Annotated in this window: 19 protein-coding genes; 9 read left to right on the top strand and 10 right to left on the bottom strand. The window is 71.9% G+C overall.

What is annotated here, in order from left to right; all coding sequences use genetic code 11:
• Positions 1-15: 15 nt before the first annotated feature.
• A complete protein-coding gene (locus Actob_RS10920; RefSeq protein WP_284919962.1) occupies positions 16-804 on the top strand; it encodes an SAM-dependent methyltransferase in 789 nt (262 codons plus the stop codon).
• Here the strand turns inward: Actob_RS10920 and Actob_RS10915 are convergent.
• Genes Actob_RS10915 through Actob_RS10900 form a run of 4 tightly spaced genes read right to left on the bottom strand, consistent with a single transcriptional unit; the run spans position 797 to position 4,885 of the window.
• On the bottom strand, positions 797-1,558 hold the full coding sequence (locus Actob_RS10915; RefSeq protein ID WP_284919961.1) for an ATP-binding cassette domain-containing protein: 762 nt from the start codon (positions 1,556-1,558) through the stop codon (positions 797-799). The two genes, Actob_RS10920 and Actob_RS10915, sit on opposite strands and share 8 nt — an antisense overlap.
• Entirely contained in the window at positions 1,555-2,589 is a 1,035-nt protein-coding gene (locus Actob_RS10910) for an ABC transporter permease (protein ID WP_284919960.1), read from the bottom strand. The genes Actob_RS10915 and Actob_RS10910 overlap by 4 nt, the downstream gene beginning before the upstream one ends.
• Complete coding sequence (locus tag Actob_RS10905; protein ID WP_284919959.1) at positions 2,582-3,718, bottom strand: sugar ABC transporter substrate-binding protein; 1,137 nt, start codon at positions 3,716-3,718, stop codon at positions 2,582-2,584. The genes Actob_RS10910 and Actob_RS10905 overlap by 8 nt, the downstream gene beginning before the upstream one ends.
• Positions 3,719-4,885 (bottom strand): aldose epimerase family protein, encoded by a 1,167-nt coding sequence (locus Actob_RS10900; protein WP_284919958.1) that lies wholly within the window; start codon positions 4,883-4,885, stop codon positions 3,719-3,721.
• 392 nt (positions 4,886-5,277) lie between these two features.
• On the opposite strand from Actob_RS10900, the gene Actob_RS10895 reads away from it, so the two are divergent.
• The 4 genes from Actob_RS10895 (at position 5,278) to Actob_RS10880 (ending at position 10,806) form a co-directional block, all read left to right on the top strand.
• On the top strand, positions 5,278-7,503 hold the full coding sequence (locus Actob_RS10895) for a putative bifunctional diguanylate cyclase/phosphodiesterase (protein ID WP_284919957.1): 2,226 nt from the start codon (positions 5,278-5,280) through the stop codon (positions 7,501-7,503).
• Between the two features lie 21 nt (positions 7,504-7,524).
• Positions 7,525-8,325: a transcriptional repressor LexA gene (gene lexA, locus Actob_RS10890; protein WP_407653699.1), complete on the top strand. Its 801-nt coding sequence runs from the start codon at positions 7,525-7,527 to the stop codon at positions 8,323-8,325.
• Positions 8,326-8,880: 555 nt separating this feature from the next.
• Positions 8,881-9,855 carry an OmpA family protein gene (locus tag Actob_RS10885; RefSeq protein ID WP_284919955.1) on the top strand — a complete coding sequence of 325 codons (975 nt, stop codon included), beginning with the start codon at positions 8,881-8,883 and terminating at the stop codon, positions 9,853-9,855.
• A gap of 279 nt (positions 9,856-10,134) precedes the next feature.
• On the top strand, positions 10,135-10,806 hold the full coding sequence (locus Actob_RS10880; RefSeq protein WP_284919954.1) for a DUF6518 family protein: 672 nt from the start codon (positions 10,135-10,137) through the stop codon (positions 10,804-10,806).
• 231 nt (positions 10,807-11,037) lie between these two features.
• On the opposite strand, the gene bfr is transcribed toward Actob_RS10880, so the two are convergent.
• Together bfr and Actob_RS10870 are read right to left on the bottom strand one after the other, a co-directional pair.
• Positions 11,038-11,520, bottom strand: coding sequence for a bacterioferritin (gene bfr / locus Actob_RS10875; RefSeq protein WP_284919953.1), 483 nt, complete (start codon positions 11,518-11,520; stop codon positions 11,038-11,040).
• Between the two features lie 54 nt (positions 11,521-11,574).
• Positions 11,575-11,766 (bottom strand): (2Fe-2S)-binding protein, encoded by a 192-nt coding sequence (locus Actob_RS10870; protein WP_284919952.1) that lies wholly within the window; start codon positions 11,764-11,766, stop codon positions 11,575-11,577.
• A 220-nt stretch (positions 11,767-11,986) separates the two neighbouring features.
• Here Actob_RS10870 and Actob_RS10865 point away from each other — a divergent pair, with 220 nt between their 5' ends.
• A complete protein-coding gene (locus Actob_RS10865) occupies positions 11,987-13,366 on the top strand; it encodes a glycoside hydrolase family 6 protein (protein ID WP_284919951.1) in 1,380 nt (459 codons plus the stop codon).
• 95 nt (positions 13,367-13,461) lie between these two features.
• Here the strand turns inward: Actob_RS10865 and Actob_RS10860 are convergent, their stop codons facing one another.
• Positions 13,462-14,634, bottom strand: a complete 1,173-nt coding sequence (locus tag Actob_RS10860) for a cytochrome P450 (protein WP_284919950.1) — start codon at positions 14,632-14,634, stop codon at positions 13,462-13,464.
• 102 nt (positions 14,635-14,736) lie between these two features.
• Between Actob_RS10860 and Actob_RS10855 the strand changes: the two genes are divergently transcribed.
• Positions 14,737-15,207, top strand: a complete 471-nt coding sequence (locus tag Actob_RS10855; RefSeq protein WP_284919949.1) for a hypothetical protein — start codon at positions 14,737-14,739, stop codon at positions 15,205-15,207.
• Position 15,208: 1 nt separating this feature from the next.
• Here Actob_RS10855 and Actob_RS10850 read toward each other — a convergent pair whose 3' ends face one another.
• Positions 15,209-16,375 (bottom strand): PucR family transcriptional regulator, encoded by a 1,167-nt coding sequence (locus tag Actob_RS10850; protein WP_284919948.1) that lies wholly within the window; start codon positions 16,373-16,375, stop codon positions 15,209-15,211.
• Positions 16,376-16,502: 127 nt separating this feature from the next.
• Between Actob_RS10850 and Actob_RS10845 the strand changes: the two genes are divergently transcribed.
• Positions 16,503-18,716 (top strand): aminotransferase class III-fold pyridoxal phosphate-dependent enzyme, encoded by a 2,214-nt coding sequence (locus tag Actob_RS10845; protein ID WP_284919947.1) that lies wholly within the window; start codon positions 16,503-16,505, stop codon positions 18,714-18,716.
• The gene (locus Actob_RS10840) at positions 18,717-20,309 is read left to right on the top strand and encodes a xylulokinase (protein WP_284919946.1); all 1,593 of its coding nucleotides are present in this window, start codon (positions 18,717-18,719) and stop codon (positions 20,307-20,309) included.
• Here the strand turns inward: Actob_RS10840 and Actob_RS10835 are convergent.
• Together Actob_RS10835 and Actob_RS10830 are read right to left on the bottom strand one after the other, a co-directional pair.
• Positions 20,291-20,662: a hypothetical protein gene (locus tag Actob_RS10835; RefSeq protein WP_284919945.1), complete on the bottom strand. Its 372-nt coding sequence runs from the start codon at positions 20,660-20,662 to the stop codon at positions 20,291-20,293. The genes Actob_RS10840 and Actob_RS10835 overlap by 19 nt on opposite strands.
• 10 nt (positions 20,663-20,672) lie before the next feature.
• Positions 20,673-22,034, bottom strand: a complete 1,362-nt coding sequence (locus Actob_RS10830) for a LysM peptidoglycan-binding domain-containing protein (protein ID WP_284919944.1) — start codon at positions 22,032-22,034, stop codon at positions 20,673-20,675.
• Positions 22,035-22,090: the final 56 nt, after the last annotated feature.

The following is a 22,090-nucleotide window of genomic DNA, read 5'->3' as shown; positions in this document are numbered from 1 at the left end:
TTTCTAGGAGCTCGCATGCCACCGCGTGACCTGCAGACGGACCGCCCGCACTCGGCCCGGATCTACGACTACCTGCTGGGCGGTAAGGACAACTTCGAGGCGGACCGGCGGGCCGCCGAGGAGATGCTGCAGCACACCCCGAGACTGGCGGTCTCGATGAACGCGAACCGGCGGTTCATGGTCAAGGCGGTGCGGCACCTCGCCGAGCGCGGCATCCGGCAGTTCCTCGACGTGGGCACCGGCCTGCCGACCCGGCCGAACCTGCACGAGGTGGTGCAGGGTGTCGCGCCGGAGGCCGCTGTGGTCTACGTGGACAACGACCCGCTGGTGCTCGCGCACGCCCGGGCGCTGCTCACGCCGGTCGGCACCGGGACTGTCGCCTACCTCGACGCCGACCTGCGGGAGCCGGACTCGATCCTGCGGGCGGACGCCGTCACCGAGGGCTTCGACCTGAGCAGGCCGGTCGCGGTCAGCCTGATCGCGGTGCTGCAGCACGTGATCGACGACGAGCTGGCCCGGGACATCATCACCCGCCTGATGGCGCCGCTGCCGGCCGGCAGCGCCCTCGCGATCTCCGCGGTGACGGTGGAGAACGATCCGGCCGGCGTCGGCACGGTGCGCACCTACAACCAGAACGGCGTGCCGGTGGTGGCCCGGACCCGGGCCATGGTGGAGGCGTTGTTCGCCGGTTTCGAGCTGATCGAGCCCGGCGTGGTTCCGGTGCACCACTGGCGGCCGGTCGCCGAGGACCGCACCGTCGACGACGCCGACGTCTACATGTACGGCGGGGTCGCCCTCAAGTAGGACGCCGCCGCGACGAGCGGTATGCGGCGACCACCAGCTCGGTCAGCTCCGCCAGCGAGGTGTCCGCGGCGCGCTTGTCGAAGGTGATCCGCCCGTGCTGCAGCAGGTTCACCCGGTCGCACACGTCCAGCACCTGCGCGTAGTTGTGCGCGATGATGATCACCGAGACGTCGCCGCGCTGCTTGAGGTCGCGGATCAGGTCGAGGATCAGGGCACCCTCCTTCGCGCCCATCGCCGCCAGCGGCTCGTCCAGCAGCAGGATCCGGGCGTCCGAGTAGACCGAGCGGGCCACCGCGATGGCCTGCCGCTGGCCCCCGGAGAGCTTGGCCACCTCGACGGTGACGTCCGGCAGGTCCACCCCCATGTCGCGCAGGTGCTCCTCGGCGCGCCGGCGCATCGCCCGGTTGTTCAGCAGCGGCCAGCGCACCAGCTCCCGGTTGAGGAACATGTTGTGGTAGACCGACAGCTCGTTGATCAGGGCGAGATCCTGGTAGACGGTGTCGATGCCGAGCGAGCGGGCGTGGTCGACGCTGCGCAGCGCGACCTCCGTGCCGTCGACCACGATGCGCCCGGCGTCCGGCCGGTGATAACCGCAGATGATCTTCATGAGGGTGGACTTGCCGGCGCCGTTGTCGCCGATCAGCCCGAGCACCTCGCCCTTGCCGACCCGCAGGTTGACGTCCCGCAGCGCGGTGAGCGCGCCGAACCGCTTGGCCACGCCGACCACCTGCAGCGCGTCCGATGTCGTCGTCATGTCCGGCCCGCTCGGCGCAGCCGGGACAGGTACTGGTTGGCGATCATCGAGGCGAGGATGGCCAGCCCCAGGATGAGGAAGATGGTGTTGGCGCTGTATCCGATCAGGTTGAAGCCGTTCTGCAGCTCGGCCAGGACCAGGGCGCCGAAGAACGCGCCGACGACGGTGCCGGAGCCGCCGGCCAGGGCGGTGCCGCCGATCACCGCCGCCGAGATGGCGTAGAAGGTCAGCGTGGTGCCGCCGCCGATGTTCGGGTCGATGGTGTTGATCCGGAAGGCCTCCAGGATGCCGGCCAGGCCGCCGAGCGTACTGGTGATCATGAAGTTTCCGATCTTGATCCGGGAGGCCCGGATGCCGGCCTCGGTCGCGCCCACCGGATTGCCGCCGACCGAGATGGTGTGCAGGCCCCACCGGGTGCGGGTGAGGACCACGTGGAAGATCGCGACGAGGACCAGCGCCCAGGTGATGCTGGCCCACGGCCCGGCGCCGAGCCAGCTCTGGAACCTGCCCCGCGCCGCCTCCGGGATGGCCACCGGATAGGCGTGCGAGGTGATCAGCAGGATGCCCTGGACGGCGAAGAACGTGCCCAGCGTGGTGACGAACGACGGCACCTTCAGCTGGGTGACGATCAGCCCGTTGACCAGCCCGACGCCGGCCGCGATGAGCAGCGCCACGAGCAGCCCGACCACTACCGGCTGGCCGTAAAAGTCGATGGCGAAGTGGAACAGGAACGGGGCGAGCGCCGCCACGATCCCGACCGACAGATCGATCTCGCCGCTGACCAGCAGCAGCACGATACCGACGGCGACGATGGCGACCGGCGCGGTGGCCTGGGCGATGTTCACCAGGTTGTCGCGGGTGAGGAAGACGTCGCTGGCCGCCCGGAAATAGGCCATCAGGCCGATCGCGACGAGCAGCACACTCGCCTCCCGGCGCCGCAGGAACCCGTCGACGGCCCGGCGGCCGGGGCTCGGACGCCGGCGGGGTGGTGCCTCGCCGGCGTCGAGCGGCACGGTGGTCGGCTCACCCATGCGGGATCGGCCCGCTGCGCGGCACGAGAGCCTGGTCCGAGGTGGAGCCCTGGTACCGGGTCTTGGTGCTCTGGTACGGGCCGACGTTGTCCTTGGTGACGAAGAGCAGCCCGGTGTTCGTGTCACTCGGATACAGCAACCCGCCGGCGATCTTGTAGAGGTACAGGTACAGCACCGGCAGGAAACCCTGCAGGTACGGCTGCTGGTCGATGGTGTAGTCGAGGCTGCCCGCCTGGATGCCGGTGAGCGTCTCCGGGATCAGGTCGAAGCCGCCGGCCACCTTGAGCGCCTTGGAGCGCATGTCGTACTTCTTGACGACCTGCCCGACCGAGGAGGTCGAGCCGGCGTCCACGGCGAGCATGCCGGCCAGGTTCTGGTGCCCCTGGGCGTACGCGTCGATGATCGACAACCCCTTGGTCACGTCGGCGTTCGTGGCCACCGCGGTGAAGGAGATCGGCTTGCCGGAGTCCTTGAACGCCTGCTGCGCCCCGTCGATGCGCGGCTGGATGTTGAGCGCGCCGGGGGTGGCGATGAAGCCGGCCACCTCACCGGACTCGACCTGCCGCAGCGCGCGCTGGCCGAGCGCGTAACCGGACTCGTACAGCCCCTGCCCGACGTAGGCGAGCCGGGCGGTGCCGGTGTCGCCGCGGGCGCCGTCCGCGTTGTAGGAGACCACCGGGATGCCGGCGTCGAGCGCCTGCGCGACCGGGGCCCGGAAGGCGTTCTTGTCGACCACCGCGACGGCGATCCCGTCCACCTTGGCGCTGATCGCGGTGTTCGTCGCGTTCACCATCTCGGCGACTATCGAGTTCTGCGAGCCGGTCCACTGCGGCTTCTCGATGCCGAGCAGGGTGGCGGCGTCCGCCATGCCGTACTGGGTCGGTGTGAAGAACGGGTTGGTCGTCACGTGGTTGACGAAGGTGAACTTCCATTTCGGGGTGGACGGGAAGTTGCCCGCCGTCCCGGCGGCCGAGGACTTCTTGTCGTCGCCGCCGCAGGCGCTCAGCAGGGCGCCGGCCGCCAGCGACGCGCTGGCCAGGCCGGTCCCGGAGAGCAGGCGGCGCCGGGTGACCGGGCTCAGGTCGAGGGTGGCGACCGCCTCCTCGACCCGGGGTGGAATTCTGGACATCTAGGCCTCCACGCCGAATCGGTAGATCGTGGTGGACTGGTAGACCTGACCCGGCCGCAGCACCGTGGACGGGAAGTTCGGGTGGTTCGGCGAGTCCGGGAAGTGCTGGGTCTCCAGGGCGAAGCCGTCGCCCTGCCGGTACGCGTGGCCGCTCGTGCCGTACAGCGTGCCGTCCAGGAAGTTCCCGGCGTAGAACTGCAGCCCCGGCTCGGTGGTGTAGACGCTGATCCGCCGCCCGCTCGCCGGATCGGTGGCCCGGGCAGCGAACTCCAGCCTGCGGTACGTGTCGTCGCGCCGGTCGAGCACCCAGTTGTGGTCGTAGCCCCGGCCGAACACCAGCTGCTGGAACCCGTCCCGGTTGCGCGCCCCGACAGCGGTGTCCCGGGTGAAGTCCATCGGCGTGCCGGCCACCCGGTCGATCGCGCCGGTCGGGATCAGCGTGCTGTCCACCGGCGTGTACCGGCCGGCGTTGATCCGCAGCCGGTGGTCCTCGATCGTGCCGGTCCCCTCGCCGCCCAGGTTCCAGTACGCGTGGTTGGTCAGGTTCACGATGGTCGGCTTGTCGGTGGTGGCCCGATAGTCGATCCGGATGCCCTGCTCGGCGGTGACCGTGTAGGTGACGGTGGTGCGCAGCGTCCCGGGGTAGTTCTCCTCGCCGTCCGGGCTGACGTAGGTCAGTCGCAGGCCGGCGCTGTCCGGCCCGGTGACCGGGGTGGCGCTCCAGACCCGCTTGTCGAAGCCGACGTTGCCGCCGTGCAGGTGGTTGGGCGCGTTGTTGACGGCCAGCTGATGGGTGACGCCGTCCAGGGTGAACCGGCCGTTGGCGATCCGGTTGCCGTACCTGCCGATCAGGGCGCCGAAGTACGGGGCGTTCTTGCTGTCGACGTACCCCGCGAGGTCCTTGAAGCCGAGCGTCACGTTGGTGACGTGGCCGTGGCGGTCGGGGGTCTCGACGCTCTGCAGGATGCCGCCGTAGGTCAGGATCTTGACGCGCAGCCGGCCGTTGGTCAGCGTGTAACGCTCCACGGCCCGGCCGTCGACGCTGCCGAACGCCTCCTTGGTGACTGTCGGCTTCCCGCCGGCCCGGGACGCCGGTGCGGCGACCAGCCCGACGACGAGCAGCGCTGACAGGATGGTGCTCCAGCGTACGAAAAAGGTTTTCGTCATGGGTTTGCCTCGTTCCCCCTCGGCAAGCCGCCACGTCGCCATGCGCATGGCGGACGGATCCCGGGTTGCTGGGCCCGGCGGCCGTCCGGAAAGCGGGGGCCGGGCCGACCGGCCCGACGCGGAACCGGTCCCTACACGAGTGCTTGTCGGACCGTAGGCAGGCCGATGAGTCGGCGTCAATGGGCCGATCGACGGCAGTCGATCGGATGATCCGGTCGCCCGGTTCGCCGCTCAGGGGAACGCTCCCACGCCGTGCCGGGGGCCGCCACCGGAGTGCCGGCCGCCCGGCGAGCCGCCGGGTGTGATGCGAAACCGGCGCCAGAACCTCAACTCGCCAGTGCCCGCGCCGATCTCACGACGTGCGGTGGCATGCACTGACGAGGGAGGCGAGTGTGACGGCGGCCCGTTGGCGAGCCTGGTACACCCCGATCGCCCTGTGCATGGCGGTGGCGGAGGTGCTGCTGATTCTGTTCGGCACCGTGGTGCGGGTACCGGTGTGGCTGGTCTGGGTGCCGGCCCTCGTCGGGCTGGTCGCGACAGTCGCCGGGTTCCGCGCCGCGGCGGCCGGCGCCGAGGGCGCGCTGCGCGCCTTCTGGCGCCGCCTGGCCGTCGCCATGGGCGCGGTCCTCGTCGCGGCGATCAGCCAGACCGTCGACGTGCTGACCATGCCGAGCACCGGTCTGCCGCCGCTCGGTGCCCGCACCCTGCTGCTCTACGTGGCCGGCGCCACGCTCGCCGTCACCGCCCTGCTCCGGTTGCCCGGCGGCGCCCGCAGCTGGCGACGGCTGACCACCACACTCCTCGACGTGGCGGTAGTGGCGGTGACCGGTGGCATCGCCGGCTCCCAGTACGTCGACTGGTTCGTCGAACGGTTCGGCGTCAGCGCTCAGGCCTGGTGGCTGAACATCGCCATGATGGCCATCGCGGTGGCCGGCGTGGTGGTCGTCGTGAAGATCATGTCGGCCCGGCAGAGCCCGGTATCCCGGGGCGCCCTGTGGTGGCTGGCCCCGATCGGCCTCGCCGGCCCGCTCTCCACCGTGCTGATGACGCTGTTCAAGCCGTGGCCGCACCTCAACGGCAGCGCCGCGGTGCTGCCGTTCGTCGGTCTCTGCGGGGTGCTCGCCGCCCGCGCACAGCACCGGCACGTGGCCGGCGCCCGCCCGCACCAGGTCGTCGACCTGTCGGCCCACTGCCGGGGCACCGCGATCCCGCTGGTCGCCACGGTGCTGACCAGCGCCCTGCTCACCGTGGTGCGGCTGAGCACCGGTCACCTCAGCACCGTCCAGGTGACCGGCACCGCCCTGCTGCTCCTGCTGGTGGTCGCCCGGCAGGCGGTCGCGCTCGCCGAGAACGGCACCCTGCTGCGCACCGTCGCCCGCCAGGCCATGCACGACGAGCTCACCGGCCTGTACAGCCGCCGCTGGTTCACCGCCGCGGTCGCCGCCGCCGAGGGCCCGCGCACCGTCGTCCTGCTGGACCTCAAGGAGTTCCGCGAGATCAACGACAGTCTCGGCCCGGTCGCCGGGGATGCCCTGCTCATCGCGTTCGGCAAGCGACTCACCGCGCTCGCCGCCGACGACGCGGTGGTGGCCCGGCTCGGCGGTGACGAGTTCGGCGTCCTGCTGCCCGGCACCGGCCAGGCCGGTCCGCTGCTCACCGCGAACGCCGAGCCGCTGCACGCGGCCGGCCACGACGTCCTGGTCGACCTGTCGATCGGCGTCGCCGAGGGCGAGGCCGACCTGTACCGCCAGGCCGAGATCGCCCTGCGCGAGGCGGCCAGCGGCGGCCACCGCGTGATCCGCTACGACGCCTCGCTGGAGCGCCGGCTCACCCAGCGCGCCACCGTCGCCGCCGATCTGCGCCGCGCCCTGCTCGCCGGCGAGTTCCACCTGCTCTACCAGCCGATCGTGGAACTCCCGTCCGGCCGGATGACAGGCGTCGAGTCGCTGATCCGGTGGACCCGGCCGGACGGCGAGATCGTCTCGCCGGCCGACTTCATCCCGGTCGCCGAGGACACCGGCCTGATCGTCGAGCTCGGCGCCTGGATCATCGACAGTGTCTGCGCCCAGGCCGCCGCCTGGCAGCGGCAGCACGGCCCGGACGCGCTCACCTCGATCGCCGTCAACGTCTCCGCCCGCCAGCTCGTCGACCCGGCGCTACCGGAGATCGTCGCGGCGGCACTCGCCCGGCACCGGGTCCCGGCCCACCGCCTGACCGTCGAGATCACCGAGACGGCGGTCTTCGGCGGCGGCCGGGCGCTCGCCACCGTGACCGCTCTCGCACAGCTCGGCGTCAGCATCGCACTGGACGATTTCGGCACCGGGCACTCCTCGCTCGGCCTGCTGCGCACCTGCCCGGTGAACGCCATCAAGGTCGACAAGTCGTTCGTGGACGGCCTCGGCGGCACCCCGCAGCAGGAGGCGATCGCCACCGCGCTGACCGGGATCGCCGAGACCATGGGCCTGCGCACGGTGGCCGAGGGGGTGGAGACCGCCGCGCAGGCGCGCCGCCTGTTCGAGCTCGGTTACCGCCAGGCGCAGGGCTTCCTGTTCGCCCGGCCGCTGCCGCCGGCGGCCATCGACGCCCTGCTCGCCCAGCCCCATCCTGCCGCCGCCTGACCGCTTCCGATCAAACCCTTACTGGGGTACGCCCGGAGCTGCCCGACCGCCGCGGCACTCACCGGCCGGTCACCGCCGCGACGGCGTGCCCGTGCGCGAAGGGACGGCGCGCCAGCCAGCCGGCCCCCGTCGCCACGGCGTGCCAGTTCGCGGACGGCCGGGGCGATCAGGGAAGATCGTCGGGTGCTTGCGGATGACGACTTCGACACCTCGATCCTGACCGACCGGCAGCGCCGGATCCTCACCGTCATCCGGGAGCACGCCCAGCGGCACGGCTACTCCCCGTCGACCCGGGAGATCGCCGACGCCGTCGGCCTCGCCTCCACCTCGGCCGTGGCCCGCCACCTGCGCGTCCTCGAGGACCTCGGGCTGCTGCGCCGGGGCCGGGCCACCCGCCCGGTGGACATCCGGATGTTCCTGCCCCGGGAACGGGCCGTCGAGCGACCCGCCACGATCGGCGTCCCGGTGCTCGGCGAGATCGCCGCCGGTACCCCGATCCCGGCGCAGGAGACCGCCGACGAGGTGCTGTCGCTGCCCCGCGACCTGGTCGGCCGGGGCACGCTGTTCGCGCTCCGGGTCCGCGGCGACTCGATGATCGACGCGGCGATCTGCGACGGCGACCTGGTCGTGGTGAAGCAGCAGCCGGAGGCGTACAACGGCGACATCGTGGCCGCGATGATCGACGACGAGGCCACCGTCAAGGTGTTCCGCCGCCGCGGCGGTCACGTGATCCTGGAGCCGCGGAACCCGGCCTATGCCGACATCGACGGCGACCAGGCGGTCATCCTCGGGAAGGTCGTCTCGGTCCTGCGCAGCGTGTAACCGCGGAAATGCGGAGACAATACCTGCCCTCCGGGTAGCCGAATCCGCACTCACCGCGCCTTTTGCGAACCGCAAAACGAGTCGATACCATGATCATCACAGGGCCGTTTCAGGAGGTCGTGGTGACCTGGTTCGTCGGCCAGTCGCTGGTGCTCATCGCACTCGCCTTCCTTCTCGGACTGGTCACCGGCAGGCTCTCCGCGCGGCGTGCCGAGAAACCTCCGCGCCACATTTTCGAAAGAACCGCGGAATCGCCGGTGCCGGTCCGAATCGCGGTCCCGGAAAGCAATGGGACACGACAAGTCGCACCACCCGGAACCGGTCCACGCCGCCGGCCCTCGCCGCGCCCGGCCCCCGGCCGGTCCCTCGCGGGCCCGGCTCCCGCCGGCACCGACGCCGCCACCGACGCTCCCACTGGCACCGACGCCGCCACGGCTACCGGAACTCCCACCGGCACCGACGCCACGGCTACCGGAACTCCCACCGGCGGCGAAGCCGCCACCGACGCTCCCACCGGCACCGACGCGGAATCCATCCGATGAGCACGGAGAGCCGATGATCGCGGTGATCCCCCCGGGGACCGGCCGCCGGCCGCGGCTCTCCGGGCGGACCCGCCGGCAGCTCGCCGTCCTGCTTCCCCTCGCCGGCCTGGCCGCGCTGCTCACCGTCCAACTCGGCCCCAACCGGCACCGGATCGAGAACGACCTCACCCGTCGTTCGGAGCAGGCCCTGATCGCCGCCGGTCAGCCGCCCGCCGAGGTCTCCTTCACCGGCCGCGACGGGGTGGTGGTGGCCGGCTCCCCGGCCGACGCCGACCGCGCGCGCGAGATAGTCGCCGGCGTCACCGGCGTCCGCACGGTCCGCACCGAGGTCGTGCCGACCGGGCCCGCACCCACCCCGCCGACCGACCCGACCCGAGCCCCGCCAACAGCACCTACCCGGGCTCCCTCGACCGACCGGTCCCGCGGCCTTCCGAGTTCGCCACCCGGCCCGGCACGCACTCCGCCACCCGGCCCGGCACGCACTCCGCCACCCGGCCCGGCACGCACTCCGCCACCCGGCCCGGCACGCACTCCGCCACCCGGCCCGGCACGCACTCCGCCACCCGGCCCGGCACGCACTCCGCCACCCGATCCGGCACGTACTCCGCCACCCGGCCCGACCCGAGGTCCGTCGACCGATCTGCGGTCGCAATTGGCTGGACTCCCGCCGCTCACCTTCCGCTCCGACGACGCCGGGCTCACCGCCGAGTCCCGCGAAGTGCTGCACCGGATCGCCGTGCTGCTGCAAGCCCACCCGCGCGCCACCATCCGGCTCGACGGGCACACCGACTCCCGCGGCTCGCGCGCCGCCAACCTGCGGCTCAGCCGGCAGCGGGCCGAGTCGGTGCGCGCCGGGCTGCGGGCAGAAGGCGTGGCCGCCGACCGGCTGACCGTCGCCGGCTTCGGCGAGACCCGCCCCGAGGTGGCCGACGACACCCCGGCCCACCGGGCGCGGAACCGCCGCGTGGAACTCACCGTCACCGGTTGACCGGCGCCCGCATCCGGCACCGCCCGGTCGAGCCGACCACGACCGGACGAATCACCCGCCAGTCGAGCCGACCACGACCGGGGAGGACCACCGGCCTGTCAAGCCGACCACGACCGGACCAACCACCGGCCAGTCGAGCCGACCACGACCGGACGGGCCATCGGCCGGTCGAGCCGACCACGACCGGGTGGACCATCGGCCGTTCGGCAGAGGTGCCGGCGCCTCGGCTCAGCCCGTGGTGCGATGTGCCGGACCACCCCGGCCCCTAGGCTCGATGGCATGACGATCGACCAGCGCACGGCCCCCCGACGAGACACGCCGGGCCGCCGGGCCGGCTTCGCCTCCCTGCTGGCCCTGCTGGCCGGGGTGCTGCTGGGCACGCTGGACTTCGTCTGGATCAAGTTCGTGCCGGGGCCACTCGGCGGCCTGGGCAACTCGATGGCAGTCTGGGCGGTGGCCGCCTTCCTGCTCAGCTTCCGCGCCCGCTGGACCCTGCCGGTCAGCGTGCTCGCCGCTGTCGTCCTGCTGGTCACCGCCGTCCCGAGCTACTACCTGGCCGCCGCGCTGATCCAGCACGACGACTGGGCGAACCTGTTCGACGCCAACGCCCTGATGTGGGCGGCCTTCGGAGTGGTCGCCGGGCTGGTCTTCGGGGCCGGTGGCGCGTGCGCGCGGGGCCGGGGCCGGATCCCCGAGTCGTTCCGGGACGCGGCGCTGGCGCTGCCCGGTGCGGTGCTGTTCGCCGAGGCCGGGTTGCAGGCCGCCCGGATCGGCGACCCGGACTACTCCGCCGGTGGGCAGGGAGCCGCCGTCGCCGTACTGGTGATTCTCGGCCTGGGGATCACCCGATGGCTCGCGCCCACCTGGCGCCGCACCGGTCTGGTCCTGATCTTCGCGCTGCCGCTGACCGCCGCCGGGTTCGCGCTGCTGAGCGCCACGGGGTTCCGCTGACGCGTGTTCCGGCCGGCCGACCCTGAAGCTGTCCGGTGAGGCCCCGGGAGCAGCGGCGGGCCGGTGAGGTCCCCGCGAACGACGGACCGGATGGTCGTCAAGCTGCCCGGCGAGATCCCCGCGAACGACGCGCTGGACGGTCGTAAAGCTGCCCGGCGAGATCCCCGCGAACGACGCGCCGGACGGGTGCGCGCTCCGGTGGGCCGCCTCCCCGCGGCCCACCACCCGCGGTCAGCCGGCTTCCGGGTGCTCCGTGACGTTCTGCAGGTACAACGGCTCGCCCAGCTTCTCGATCAGGCTGAGCTGGGTCTCCAGGTAGTCGACGTGGTGCTCCTCGTCGGCCAGGATGTCCTCGAAGACCCGGGCGGACGTGATGTCACCGACCGAGCGCATGTACTCCAGGCCGCGACGCAGCCGGTCGACCGCCTCCACCTCGATCTTCATGTCGCACTCGAACTGTTCCTTCACCGACTCGCCGATCCGCAGCGCGAACAGCTTCTGGTAGTTCGGCAGGCCGTCGAGGAACAGGATCCGGTCGGTGAGCACCTCGGCGTGCCGCATCTCGTCGATCGACTCGGCCCGGGTGTGCTTCGCCAGCTTGGTGTAACCCCAGTTGTCCTGCATCTTCGCGTGCAGGAAGTACTGGTTGATCGCGGTCAGTTCCGCGGTGAGCTGCTCGTTGAGGAACTCGATGACACGGGCGTCACCTTGCATGCCAAATACCCCCGTAATATGGCGATTCGGGGGTAAGCGTACTGCCCGTTACGGCTAGGCAGCGGACGGTAGCAGCGTGTCGGCGCCCGCCTCCCCCTCGATCAGGTCCCGGATCCGGTCCAGGCAACTGCCACAACCGGTGCCGGCCCCGCAGGCGTCACCGACCGACTCCTCCGTCCGGGCCCCGCAGTGGATCGCGGAACGGACTTCACGCTCACGGACGTGGAAACAGATGCAGACGTACATGCGGCGACCTCTGATGGTTAGGCTTACCTAGCTTAGGGTGCCCTAAAAGTGCTGGTCACGCAATTGCCGACCTAGTCACGACCGCCACACGAGCGGCTACCGCGCCCCGGCCACCCGACACCGGCGCTCCGGACATCGAGTCGTACAGATTGCTAACCGATGTCTGTACCGTTACGTTGGGAGCGCTCCCAGTAGGCCTTCTCCCCTTCGGAAGGAAGCCATGTCCCCCGTTTCCCCGCACCACAGATGGCTGGCGGCCGCAGCCGCCGGCGCCACCGTCGCCGCCGGCGCCGTGCTGTTCTCGGCCGGTACCGCCGAGGCCGGCACGATAAGCGGCACGCTCTACCGGGAGGCGGACACCACTGCCGTCGCCCGGTGGGTGGCCGCCAACCCCAACGATTACCGGACCGCGGCGATCCGCGACAAGATCGCCAGCCAGCCGGCGTCGCACTGGCTCAGCAACTTCAACCTCAGCACCATCGGCTCCGAGGTCGCCGGTTACGTCGGCGCGGCCAACGCGGCGGGTCAGATCCCGGCGCTGACCGTTTACGGCATCCCCAACCGGGACTGCGGCGGCGCCAGCGCCGGTGGCGCGCCCGACCTCAACCAGTACCAGAACTGGATCTCCGCGATCGCCGGCTCGCTGGGCAACCGCACCGTGATCGTGCTCCTGGAACCGGACTCGCTCGCGCTGCAGACCTGCCTGAGCGCCAGTGAGGTCAACGCCCGGGACGCCGCGCTGGCCACCGCCACCCGGACGCTCAAGGCGGCCAACCCGAACGCCAAGGTCTACCTGGACGCCGGGCACTCCGCCTGGAACAGCGCGTCCGAGCAGGCCGGACGGCTGGCCGCGGCCGGGGTGGCGAACGCCGACGGGTTCTACAGCAACGTGTCGAACTTCAACTCGACCTCGGCCGAGACCGCGTTCGGCAGGTCGGTGATCAGCGCGCTGAACGGGCGTGGCATCACCGGCAAGCACCAGGTGGTGGACACCAGCCGCAACGGCGGGGCGTCCGGCGACTGGTGCGGGGACGACAACACCGACCGGCGGATCGGCAACTACCCGACCACCGCCACCAACGACGGCAACGTCGACGCGTTCCTCTGGGTGAAGCCGCCGGGTGAGGCGGACGGCTGCAAGTACGCGGCCGGCTCGTTCCAGCCGGATCTCGCCTACAGCCTGGCCAACGGCGCACCGAACCCGCCGGTGACCAGCTCGCCGACCGCCTCGCCGTCGTCCTCGTCGGCCTCCCCCTCGCCGTCCGCCTCGTCACCCTCGCCGTCGGCGTCGTCCTCCATCCCGTCCGGGGCCGGGTGCACCGCGGCGTTCAAGGTGACCAGCACGTGGACAGGCGGGTTCCAGGCGAACGTCACGGTGACCGCCGGCCGGGCGATCAGCGGCTGGACGGTGTCCTGGACGCTCGGCAGCGGGCAGGCCGTCAGCCAGGTGTGGAACGGGACGCTGACCACGAGCGGATCCGCGGCTTCGGTGCGCAACGTCTCCTGGAACGGCGCCCTGGGCGCCGGCGCGACGGCCGAGTTCGGCCTGATCAGCAGCGGCACGGCCAGCACACCGGTGGTGACCTGCACCGCCGGCTGACCACGGACGGAAGGCCCGCCCCGCCGCGAGGTGCGGGGCGGGCCTTCCGCTGTGCTGCCCGGGTCCCCGCCGCCGAGAGCGACGCCCGCTCGCCGCTACCCGCAGCTGACCGGCAGCGACGCGTACGAGGGGATCAGCACGCCACGGCGGTAGCGGCGGTTGCGGATCCGCCACGGCCGGCCGGTGTCGAGCAGGGTGCTCAGCAGGCCGGAGATCTCGGCGCGCGCGACCGGGGCGCCCAGGCACAGGTGCCGGCCCGCGCCGAACCAGAGCTGACGCTGGTCCGGCAGGTAACCGCGGTCCAGGTCGAAGCCGCCGGCGGCGTTGTTGGCGGTCCAGGTCAGCATCAGCACCCGCTCGCCGGCGCGCAGCCGGCGGCCGTCGACGGTGACGTCGGCGGCGACCGCCCGGCCGATCAGCGGGGCCGGAGTGGTCACCCGCAGTCCCTCGCGGACCGCGTCGGCCAGCAGCTCCGGCTCGGCGCGCAGCCGGTGCTGGGCGCCGGTGTCGTGCAGGATCGCCACGGTCCGGGCCATCGCGCTGGCCGCGGTCTCGGTGCCGGCCACCATCAGCAGGGTGGCCAGCCCCTCCGCCTGCCGCTGCGCCAGCCCCAGGTCCCGGCAGCGCCCGAGGACCGTCTCCGCCGGCGCCGTGCGCCACGAGCCGGCCACGTTGGCGGTCAGCCGCCCGACGATCTCCCTGGCCCGGCCGATCGTCGCGGCCGGGAGGTGGGTGGAGGCGGTGGTGCCGAGGGCCAGGGCGGCGAGTTCCTCGCCGGTGGCGAAGATCTCCCGGTACGCCTCGTCCCGATCCGCCACGGGCAACACCAGCAGGTCCGCGACGATCCGGCCGACCAGCACCCGGGCCAGGTCGGCGACGTCCACGCTGCGGCCAGCCCGCAGTTCCGCGCCGGCCCGGGCCAGCCGCGGCCCGATCACCCGGTCGGTGAGCCGGCGGGCGCTCTCGTCGGTGAACAGGTCCCGCGTCCGGGCCCGCAGCTGATGGTGCCCCGGTCCGTCGAAGATCTCGTAGACCCAGTCGCCGAGCACCTGCGCCCACAGATGCCCGACGCCACCCTCGCCGAGCAGCGTGAAGTGCTCGGCGTCGTTGAGAATCCGCCGCGCGATCAGCGGATCCGAGGTCACCCACCCGATCCGCGGCAGCCGGCGCAGCCGGCGCGCCAGCCGCCCGGCGGTCAGCAGCACCGGTAGTCGCGGATGCGCGGCGGCGAGAACGCGGAATTCGTGGCGGCGGGCCGTATCCATCATTCCGACATCCTGCCCGGCTGTCGCCACCACCGCGGCGGCCGGCAGCTTGGTAGCGTCGGCGTCGTGCGGGCCGGAGCCCGGCGGCCCGGAGGGGAGCCACGCTTGAGCGTGCGGCGGCAGGTGCTCGGCGGCGTGACCGGCCTGGGGTGCGGGGTCGTCATCCTGGTGCTGACCGCGGCGCCGCTCGCGCTGGTCTGGCTGATCCTGCGCTGGGCCGGGGTGGACCTGCCCAGCCTGAGCGGGGTGCTGGACGGCCCGCCGGGCGGCGCCGGCTGGTTGGTGCTGAGCAGTCTCGCCGGGCTCGCCGTGCTGGTGGTCGGTACCGGGCTGGTGGCCTGGATGTTCCTCAGCGACCAGGTGCCCTCGCCGGCGCCGTGGCGGCTCTACGTGGCCTGGCTGGTGCCGCTGCTGCCGGTGCTCAGCACGGTGTCGATCATCGCGGCCTGGATCTGTTACGCGCTCGGGCGGACCGAGCCGGCCCGCCTGCTGGCCGCCGGGCCGTGGATCGCCGGGCTCGGGCTGGCCGCGGTGTCCGCGCTGCTCTACAGCGCCCTGGTGGCATACGACCGGTGAGCTACCGCGCCCCGGTCGCGGATGAGTGCTGGCTCAGCACCAGCAGCAGCTCGAACCGGGCGGCCGGGTCGTCCAGGGCCGGGCCGAGCAGGTCGCGGAGCCGGTTGACGCGGTAACTGACGGTCTGCGGGTGGACGTAGAGCTCGGCCGCGACGGCGGTCCGCGAACCCCAGTGCCGCAGCCACGACTCCAGTGTGGTCAGCAGCTGCTCGCGCTGGGCGGGGCGCAGGCCGTCGAGCGGGGCGAGCCGCCGGGCGGCGAGCGCGGCGAGCGCGCCGGGTTCACCGCGCAGCGCGAGGGCGGCGAAGTGGTCCTCGACGAAGACCGGCGCCGGACCGGTGCCGATCAGCTCGGCGGCGCGTTCGGCGAGCCGGACCGCCTCCGGGACCTCGGTCCAGGACAGTGCCGGGCCGATCACGGCGCCCCGGCCGTCCAGGGCCTCGGCCAGCGCGGGCCGTTCGGCGCGCGGGCCGGACCGCAGCAGCAGCACGGCGTCCCGGGCCCGCTCGGCGACCACGCCGTCGGCGGCGAACCGGAACCGGGCGTCGCGCGCCTGCTCGGGTGGCAGCAGCACCGGAACCACCCGGTCCAGGACCGGCCATCCGATCGCGATGACCGCCTCGCGGGCCACGTCGGCCGGCGCTCCCCCGCGCAGCAACAGGTCGGCGGCCCGGCGGCGGCGCCGGTCGCCCTCCCCGGCCTGCTCGCGCAGCTGCCGGGCCAGGCCGTCGGTGCAGGCCGAGGCGAGTTCGTCGACGAAAGCGCTGGTGGCGTCGGACAGGTCGATGATCTCGTCGACGGTGACCGGGCGGGACTCGGCGAGCGCCTGGGAGGCGGTCCGCAGCAGCAGCCGGGCGGCCGTCCGCAGGGCGCCGAGCAGCAGCTCCGGGCCCCGGTTCTCGCGGGCCTCGGCGGCGCCCAGGGCAACGAACACCTCGCGGATGCGGGGTGGCAGGGCCGGTTCGTCGGTGCCGGCCAGGTCGAGGAAACGCTCGATGGCGACCTGCACCGCGGTACGCAGATCGCTGTCGAACTTCGCCTTCGAGGTGTCGGCCAGGGCCGGGTTGGCGGCAGTGACCGCGTCGGCGATCGCGGGGACGGCGTCCGGCAGGCGGGGGCGCATGGCGGTCGCCAGGTCGGTCGGCACGCGCCGCCACGGTGTCGTCATCGCCGCATCTTGTCACCCGGTGATAACAACGGGGGCGCAGATTGCTGGCCGTGGCACGGTGCCTCATCATCGGCGCGGCGCGACGATGGTGCCGGTCACACCCGACGCACCAGGATCGGACCCCGCAGTGAAACACCGACTGTCCCGCCAGCACGTCGTCGACATGTGCCGGACGATGCTCGACCGTGGATACCTCAAGGCGACCGAGGGCAACGTCTCGGTCCGGGTCCCGGGCCACGAGCTCTACGCCGTCACGCCGAGCAACTACGACTACGACAAGATGCGCGTCGAGGACGTCTGCATCGTCGACTTCCGGGGCAAGCACGTCCCGGACGAGGGCGGCGCCGGCGGTCTGGTGCCGTCGATCGAGTGCGGGATGCACGCGAACATCTACCGCGAGCGGCCGGACGTCAACGCGATAGTGCACACCCACCAGCCGTACGCGTCGGCCCTGGCCTTCCTGCGCAAGCCGATCCCGGCGCTCACCGACGAGCAGGTGCGCTTCCTCGGCAAGGAGGTCGCGATCATCGACTACGCGCCGTCCGGCACCGGGTTCCTGGCCAAGAACGTGCAGAAGAAGGTGGCGAGCGGCGACAACGCGTTCATCATCGCCAACCACGGCGTCGTGGCGGTGGGCACCGACCCGTCCCGGGCCGTGTTCAACATGGCGCTGTTGGAGAAGGTGTCGATCGCCTACCTGATGGCGCTGGCGTCGGAGGCGGGCAAGGTCTACACGATTCCGGCGACGATCCGGGAGATCGCGTTCAGCAAGCTCAGAAAGGACGAGAAGCGGATCGCCTCGCAGATCGTCGACGCCGTCGAGCCGGTGCGGGTTCCCGAGGAGGAGGAGCTGCCCAGCGTGTCCGACGTCCCGGACGTCGCGCCGGGAGAACAGCACGGCTACATGATCAGCGAGTACCTCGACGTGCCGGACACCATGCGGCGGCTCAAGGCGCTGGTGGCGCAGCCGGTGCGCGGGCTCCGGCACGACGCGCTGCTGGACGTGCTGAACTACTTCGAGACCAAGTGCACGGCCAGCAAGGAGATCACCGAGCGGGCCAAGCGGCGGATCCCCGGCGGCGTCCAGCACAACCTGGCGTTCAACTATCCGTTCCCGCTCGCCGTCGACAAGGCGGAGGGCGCTCACCTGACCGACCGGGACGGCAACGTCTACATCGACTTCTTGCAGGCCGGCGGCCCGACCATCCTGGGCAGCAACTACCGCCCGGTGAACGAGCGGGTGGCCGCGGTGATCAAGGAGAGTGGGCCGGTCACCGGCCTGTTCCACGAGTACGAGCTGAAGCTCGCCGAGATCATCAACCGGTACATGCCGCACATCGAGATGTATCGGTCACTGGGCTCCGGCACCGAGGCCGTGATGGCGGCGGTCCGCGCGGCCCGGGCCAAGACCGGCAAGAAGATGGTGATCAAAGTCGGCGGGGCGTACCACGGCTGGTCCGACACCGTGGTCTACGGCCTGCGGGTGCCGGGCAGCTTCCGGATGAACGCCAAGGGCATCCCATGGGGCGCCACCGGCCGCACCCGCGAGGCGTTCCCGCACGACCTGGGCGCCCTCAAGCGCAAGCTGATCGAGAACCGGCTGCGCGGCGGCACCGCCGCCGTCATCGTCGAGCCGTTCGGGCCGGAGTCCGGCACCCGCCCGGTCCCGCACGACTACAACGCCGCGGTACGCGAGCTGTGCACCGAGTTCGGCGCGATGCTGATCTTCGACGAGGTGGTCACCGGGTTCCGCACCGGGATGGGCGGCGCGGCCGGCTACTTCGGGGTCACCCCGGACCTGACCGTCTTCGGCAAGGCCGTCTCCGGCGGTTACCCGATGGCCGGCGGGGTGGGCGGCCGGGCCGACATCATGAGCGTGTTCGGCTCCGGCCTGGACGGCAAGAGCGGCGCGCACATCCAGGTCGGCGGCACCCTGTCGGCGAACCCGCTGTCCTGCGCGGCCGGGTACTTCGCGATCCAGGAGATGGCCCGGACCAACGCGCCGGTGCTGGCCGGGCGGGCCGGTGACCGGCTCACCCGCGGGCTGCAGCGGTTGATCGACAAGTACGGGCTGCCGTACGTGGCGTACAACCAGGGCTCGATCGTGCACCTGGAGTGCAGCGGCGTGATGCTGCTCGACATGCGCAGCCCGATCAAGCTGCTCAAGGAGAACAAGGCACGCAAGACGCTGATGGAGCAGATGGGCGCGGCGTACGCGGCGCACGGCATCATCACCCTGGCCGGCTCCCGGATGTACACCTCGCTGGCCGACACCGACGAGGTCATCGACGACGCGCTGGCCCGGTTCGATCAGGTCTTCGCGCTGGTCGAGGGGGTCTAGATGGCGATCGCGCGGCAGGTGCTGGCGATCGACCTGGGCACCTCCGGGATGAAGGCGGCACTGGTCGCCGCGGACGGCACGGTGACCGGCTGGGCGGAACGCCCGGTGCCGCTGCGGGTGCTCCCCGGCGGCGGCGCCGAGCAGGACCCGCTCGCCTGGTGGACCGCCCTGGCCGAGGTGGTCGCCGACCTGGGCCGGGAGTTCCCGGAGCACCTGCGCGCGGTCACCACCATCTGCTCGTCGACCCAGGGTGAGGGGACGATCGCGGTGGACGCCGCCGGGGAGCCGCTCACCCCGTGCATCAGCTGGCTGGACATGCGCGGCGCCGCCCACCTGCGTCGCCAGTTCGGCGGCTTCCCGTCGTACGGTGGCATCTCGATCCTGAAGATCGCCCGGTGGCTGCGGCTGACCGGCGGGATGCCGTCGGTGACCGGCAAGGATCCGGCAGCGCACATGCTGCTGGTGCGCGACGAGATGCCGGCCGTGTACGCGCGGACCAAGACGTTCCTGAACGTGCTGGACTGGATCAACCTGAAGCTCACCGGCCGCACCGTGGCCACCGTCGACTCGATCCTCACCTCCTGGGTCACCGACAACCGCCGGGCCGGGGACATCAGGTACGCGCCGTCGCTGGTCGCCGCCAGCGGGATCGACCGGGACAAGTTCCCGCCGATCGTCAGATGCACCGAGGTGATCGGCACGCTCGCCCCCAGCGCCGCCGATCACCTCGGCCTCCCCCGTTCGGTCCAGGTGGTGGCCGGGGCGATCGACAACACCGCCGCCGCGATCGGGGCCGGCACGGTGCGGGACAACGAGCCGCATCTCTACCTGGGCACGTCGTCGTGGATCGCGGCGCACGTGCCGGCCAAGAAGACCGACGTGGGCAGCGGGATCGCGTCGATCCCGTGCGCGCTGCCGGACCGCTACCTGATGACCGCGCTGCAGGCCACCGCCGGCGCGAACCTGACCTGGCTACGCGACAAGATCGTGGAGTACGACGACCCGCTGCTCTCGGCCGGGCACATCAGCCGGGACGAGGGCACCATCTTCGACGCCTTCGACAAGATCATTCCCAGCGTGCCGGCCGGGGCGGACGGGGTGCTCTACATGCCGTGGCTCTACGGCGAGCGGGCGCCCGTCGACGATCCGCACCTGCGGGCCGGCTTCCTCAACATCTCCCTGGAGACGACCCGGTCGGACCTGCTGCGGGCGGTGTTCGAGGGTGTCGCGCTGAACACCCGGTGGATGGCGAAGGCGGTGGACCGGTTCCTCGGCGCGCCGATGACGTCGATGGTGATCACCGGCGGGGCGGCCCGGTCCAGCTCGTGGTGCCAGATCTTCGCCGACGTGCTGGGGATCGAGATCCGGCGGGACGCCAACCCGGTCGCGGTGAACGCACGGGGCGCCGGGTGGATCGGGGCGGTCGGCGCCGGGATGATCTCCTTCGCGGACATCTCCGACCTGGCGCGCGACGGCGACGTCTTCACGCCCGGCCCGGATCAGGCCGCGTACCACGAGATCTACGACGTCTACACGCGCCTGCACCGGCGGCTGGCCCCGATCTACCGGCGGCTTCACTCGGCCGGGCGGTGAGCGCGGGTCTCCTGCCAGTACTCGCAGAGCCAGGAGCCGGACCGGTTCTGGTACACCCGGACCACCTGCACCTCGTCCTCGCCGAGGGCCTCCCAGGTGCAGGTGGTGGTGACCACCCCGAGCGAGTTGCGCAGCCACCCGTGCGTCGCGGTGATCTCGACCGGGTGGCCGGGCGCCGCGGCCAGCTCGTCGACCAGTTCGTCGACGCTCTGCGGTGCGGTGCCCGCATCCCACGAGCGGCGCAGGAACCCGGAGCCGACCGCCGCCCGCAGGCGCTCGTCCCAGCCGTCCGGCCGGCCCAGCAGGCCGGTCAGGCGGCGGTCCAGGTCGATCAGGTCGTCGAGGTCGTACACGTGCGCCCCCTCACGGGATGATCAGCCGCTGCCCGACCTTGATCTTGTTGGCGTCGGCGATGTGGTTGGCGTCGGCGATCTTCTTCCACTTCTTGCCGTCGCCGTACATCATCCGGGCGATGCCCCACAGGGTGTCGCCCTTGACCACGGTGTACTGCTTCTTCGGGGTGGGCGCCGGGGTGGCCGGCGGCTCGTCGTTCGGCGGCAGGACCGGCAGCTGCTGGAACTGCCAGCCGCTGATCTGCAGGCCGGACGCGGTCAGCACGCCGTCGGTGATCTTCTCGGAGATGGCGAACGGCCCGAAGTTGGTGGCGGTGGCCGACGCCTCGATGTCCTGCGGCGACCAGTTCGCGGCGATCCGCAGGTTGCGGATCGCCAGCATCCCGATCGGCAACCAGGTCAGCGCGCCGAGCCCGCCGGGCTGGGTGACACCGCCCTTGCCGATGCCCGGGACGTCCCAGGTGGCATCCATCAGGAGCGGCCAGAACAGCCAGGGCCGGTCGATCCGGACCAGGCAGGCGTCGAACGAGACGGTGGTCTGCGAGCTGGTGGTGGCCGCCCGGACCGGCGCGGTCTCCAGCAGCCGGCGTTTGGCCAGGATCCGATCGCCGACCGGCACCTTGATCAGGTCGCTGGGCAGCGGCTTCAGGATCGGTTTCATCAGCACGTTCGGTGCGGCGGCGATCTGCGGCGCGACGGCCGGCTCACCGCGTTGCAGGCGGGCCGCCCGGCGCAACACGTCGGACGCCGGCATCTTGCGCACCTCGTCGGCGGGCAGCTGGACCGCCTTGCCGATCTGCGCGTCGTCCGGGGTCATCCGCCACTGGAGGGTCTGCGCCGCCGGGGCCTGATCGGAACCGGCGACGGTGAACGTGCGCGGCTGCCAGCCGGTGCTGCTGTGCGAGTCGTACCAGTTGATCGGCGCCGGGGTGCACGGCCGGAACTCGCGGATCTGCCCGGTCACCGACGCCAGACCCTGCGTCTCCCAGAGCTTCAGCGCCTCCGCCTTGAGCGTGCTGAAGGCGCCGATCCGGCGTTCCTTGGCCGGCCCGGGCAGGCCGGCCGGCAGGCACGGCTCGGACGGCGAGACCAGCCGGAAGAAGTACGAGGTGTCCACGTCGATCTCGGAGAACGTGACGTCCTCGTCCCCGTCGTCCACCCCGACCGGGACCCGGTTGACCAGGTCGGAGAAGCGCTCGATCGCCATCTCCGGGGAGAACCCCAGCTCCGGACGGCCGGGCAGCATGAAGTCCTCGTCGGTCAGGGTGACCCCGAACCTGTCGAAGCGGAACACCACCGACGCTCCCGGTGGCGTACCGAACTCGGTTCTGATCCAGTCCTGCACCGGTTTGAGCAGTGATTGGGTTAGCAAGCCCACGACGATGTCCTATCCGGCCGGGACCGGACCGCGGGGCAGGTCGTCCCGCG

Source organism: Actinoplanes oblitus (genome assembly GCF_030252345.1).
GTDB classification, from domain to species: Bacteria; Actinomycetota; Actinomycetes; order Mycobacteriales; family Micromonosporaceae; genus Actinoplanes; species Actinoplanes oblitus.
This window is presented reverse-complemented; position numbering and strand designations above follow the sequence as displayed.

Bases quoted from the DNA above. Each gene is read 5' to 3' on its own strand.
- bfr (WP_284919953.1), bottom strand. From the start codon at position 11,520: ATGCAAGGTGACGCCCGTGTCATCGAGTTCCTCAACGAGCAGCTCACC.
- Actob_RS10915 (WP_284919961.1), bottom strand. From the start codon at position 1,558: ATGACGACGACATCGGACGCGCTGCAGGTGGTCGGCGTGGCCAAGCGG.
- Actob_RS10840 (WP_284919946.1), top strand. From the start codon at position 18,717: ATGGCGATCGCGCGGCAGGTGCTGGCGATCGACCTGGGCACCTCCGGG.
- Actob_RS10920 (WP_284919962.1), top strand. From the start codon at position 16: ATGCCACCGCGTGACCTGCAGACGGACCGCCCGCACTCGGCCCGGATC.
- Actob_RS10865 (WP_284919951.1), top strand. From the start codon at position 11,987: ATGTCCCCCGTTTCCCCGCACCACAGATGGCTGGCGGCCGCAGCCGCC.
- Actob_RS10905 (WP_284919959.1), bottom strand. From the start codon at position 3,718: ATGTCCAGAATTCCACCCCGGGTCGAGGAGGCGGTCGCCACCCTCGAC.
- Actob_RS10870 (WP_284919952.1), bottom strand. From the start codon at position 11,766: ATGTACGTCTGCATCTGTTTCCACGTCCGTGAGCGTGAAGTCCGTTCC.
- Actob_RS10900 (WP_284919958.1), bottom strand. From the start codon at position 4,885: ATGACGAAAACCTTTTTCGTACGCTGGAGCACCATCCTGTCAGCGCTG.
- Actob_RS10880 (WP_284919954.1), top strand. From the start codon at position 10,135: ATGACGATCGACCAGCGCACGGCCCCCCGACGAGACACGCCGGGCCGC.
- Actob_RS10850 (WP_284919948.1), bottom strand. From the start codon at position 16,375: ATGACGACACCGTGGCGGCGCGTGCCGACCGACCTGGCGACCGCCATG.
- Actob_RS10860 (WP_284919950.1), bottom strand. From the start codon at position 14,634: ATGATGGATACGGCCCGCCGCCACGAATTCCGCGTTCTCGCCGCCGCG.
- Actob_RS10885 (WP_284919955.1), top strand. From the start codon at position 8,881: ATGATCGCGGTGATCCCCCCGGGGACCGGCCGCCGGCCGCGGCTCTCC.
- Actob_RS10910 (WP_284919960.1), bottom strand. From the start codon at position 2,589: ATGGGTGAGCCGACCACCGTGCCGCTCGACGCCGGCGAGGCACCACCC.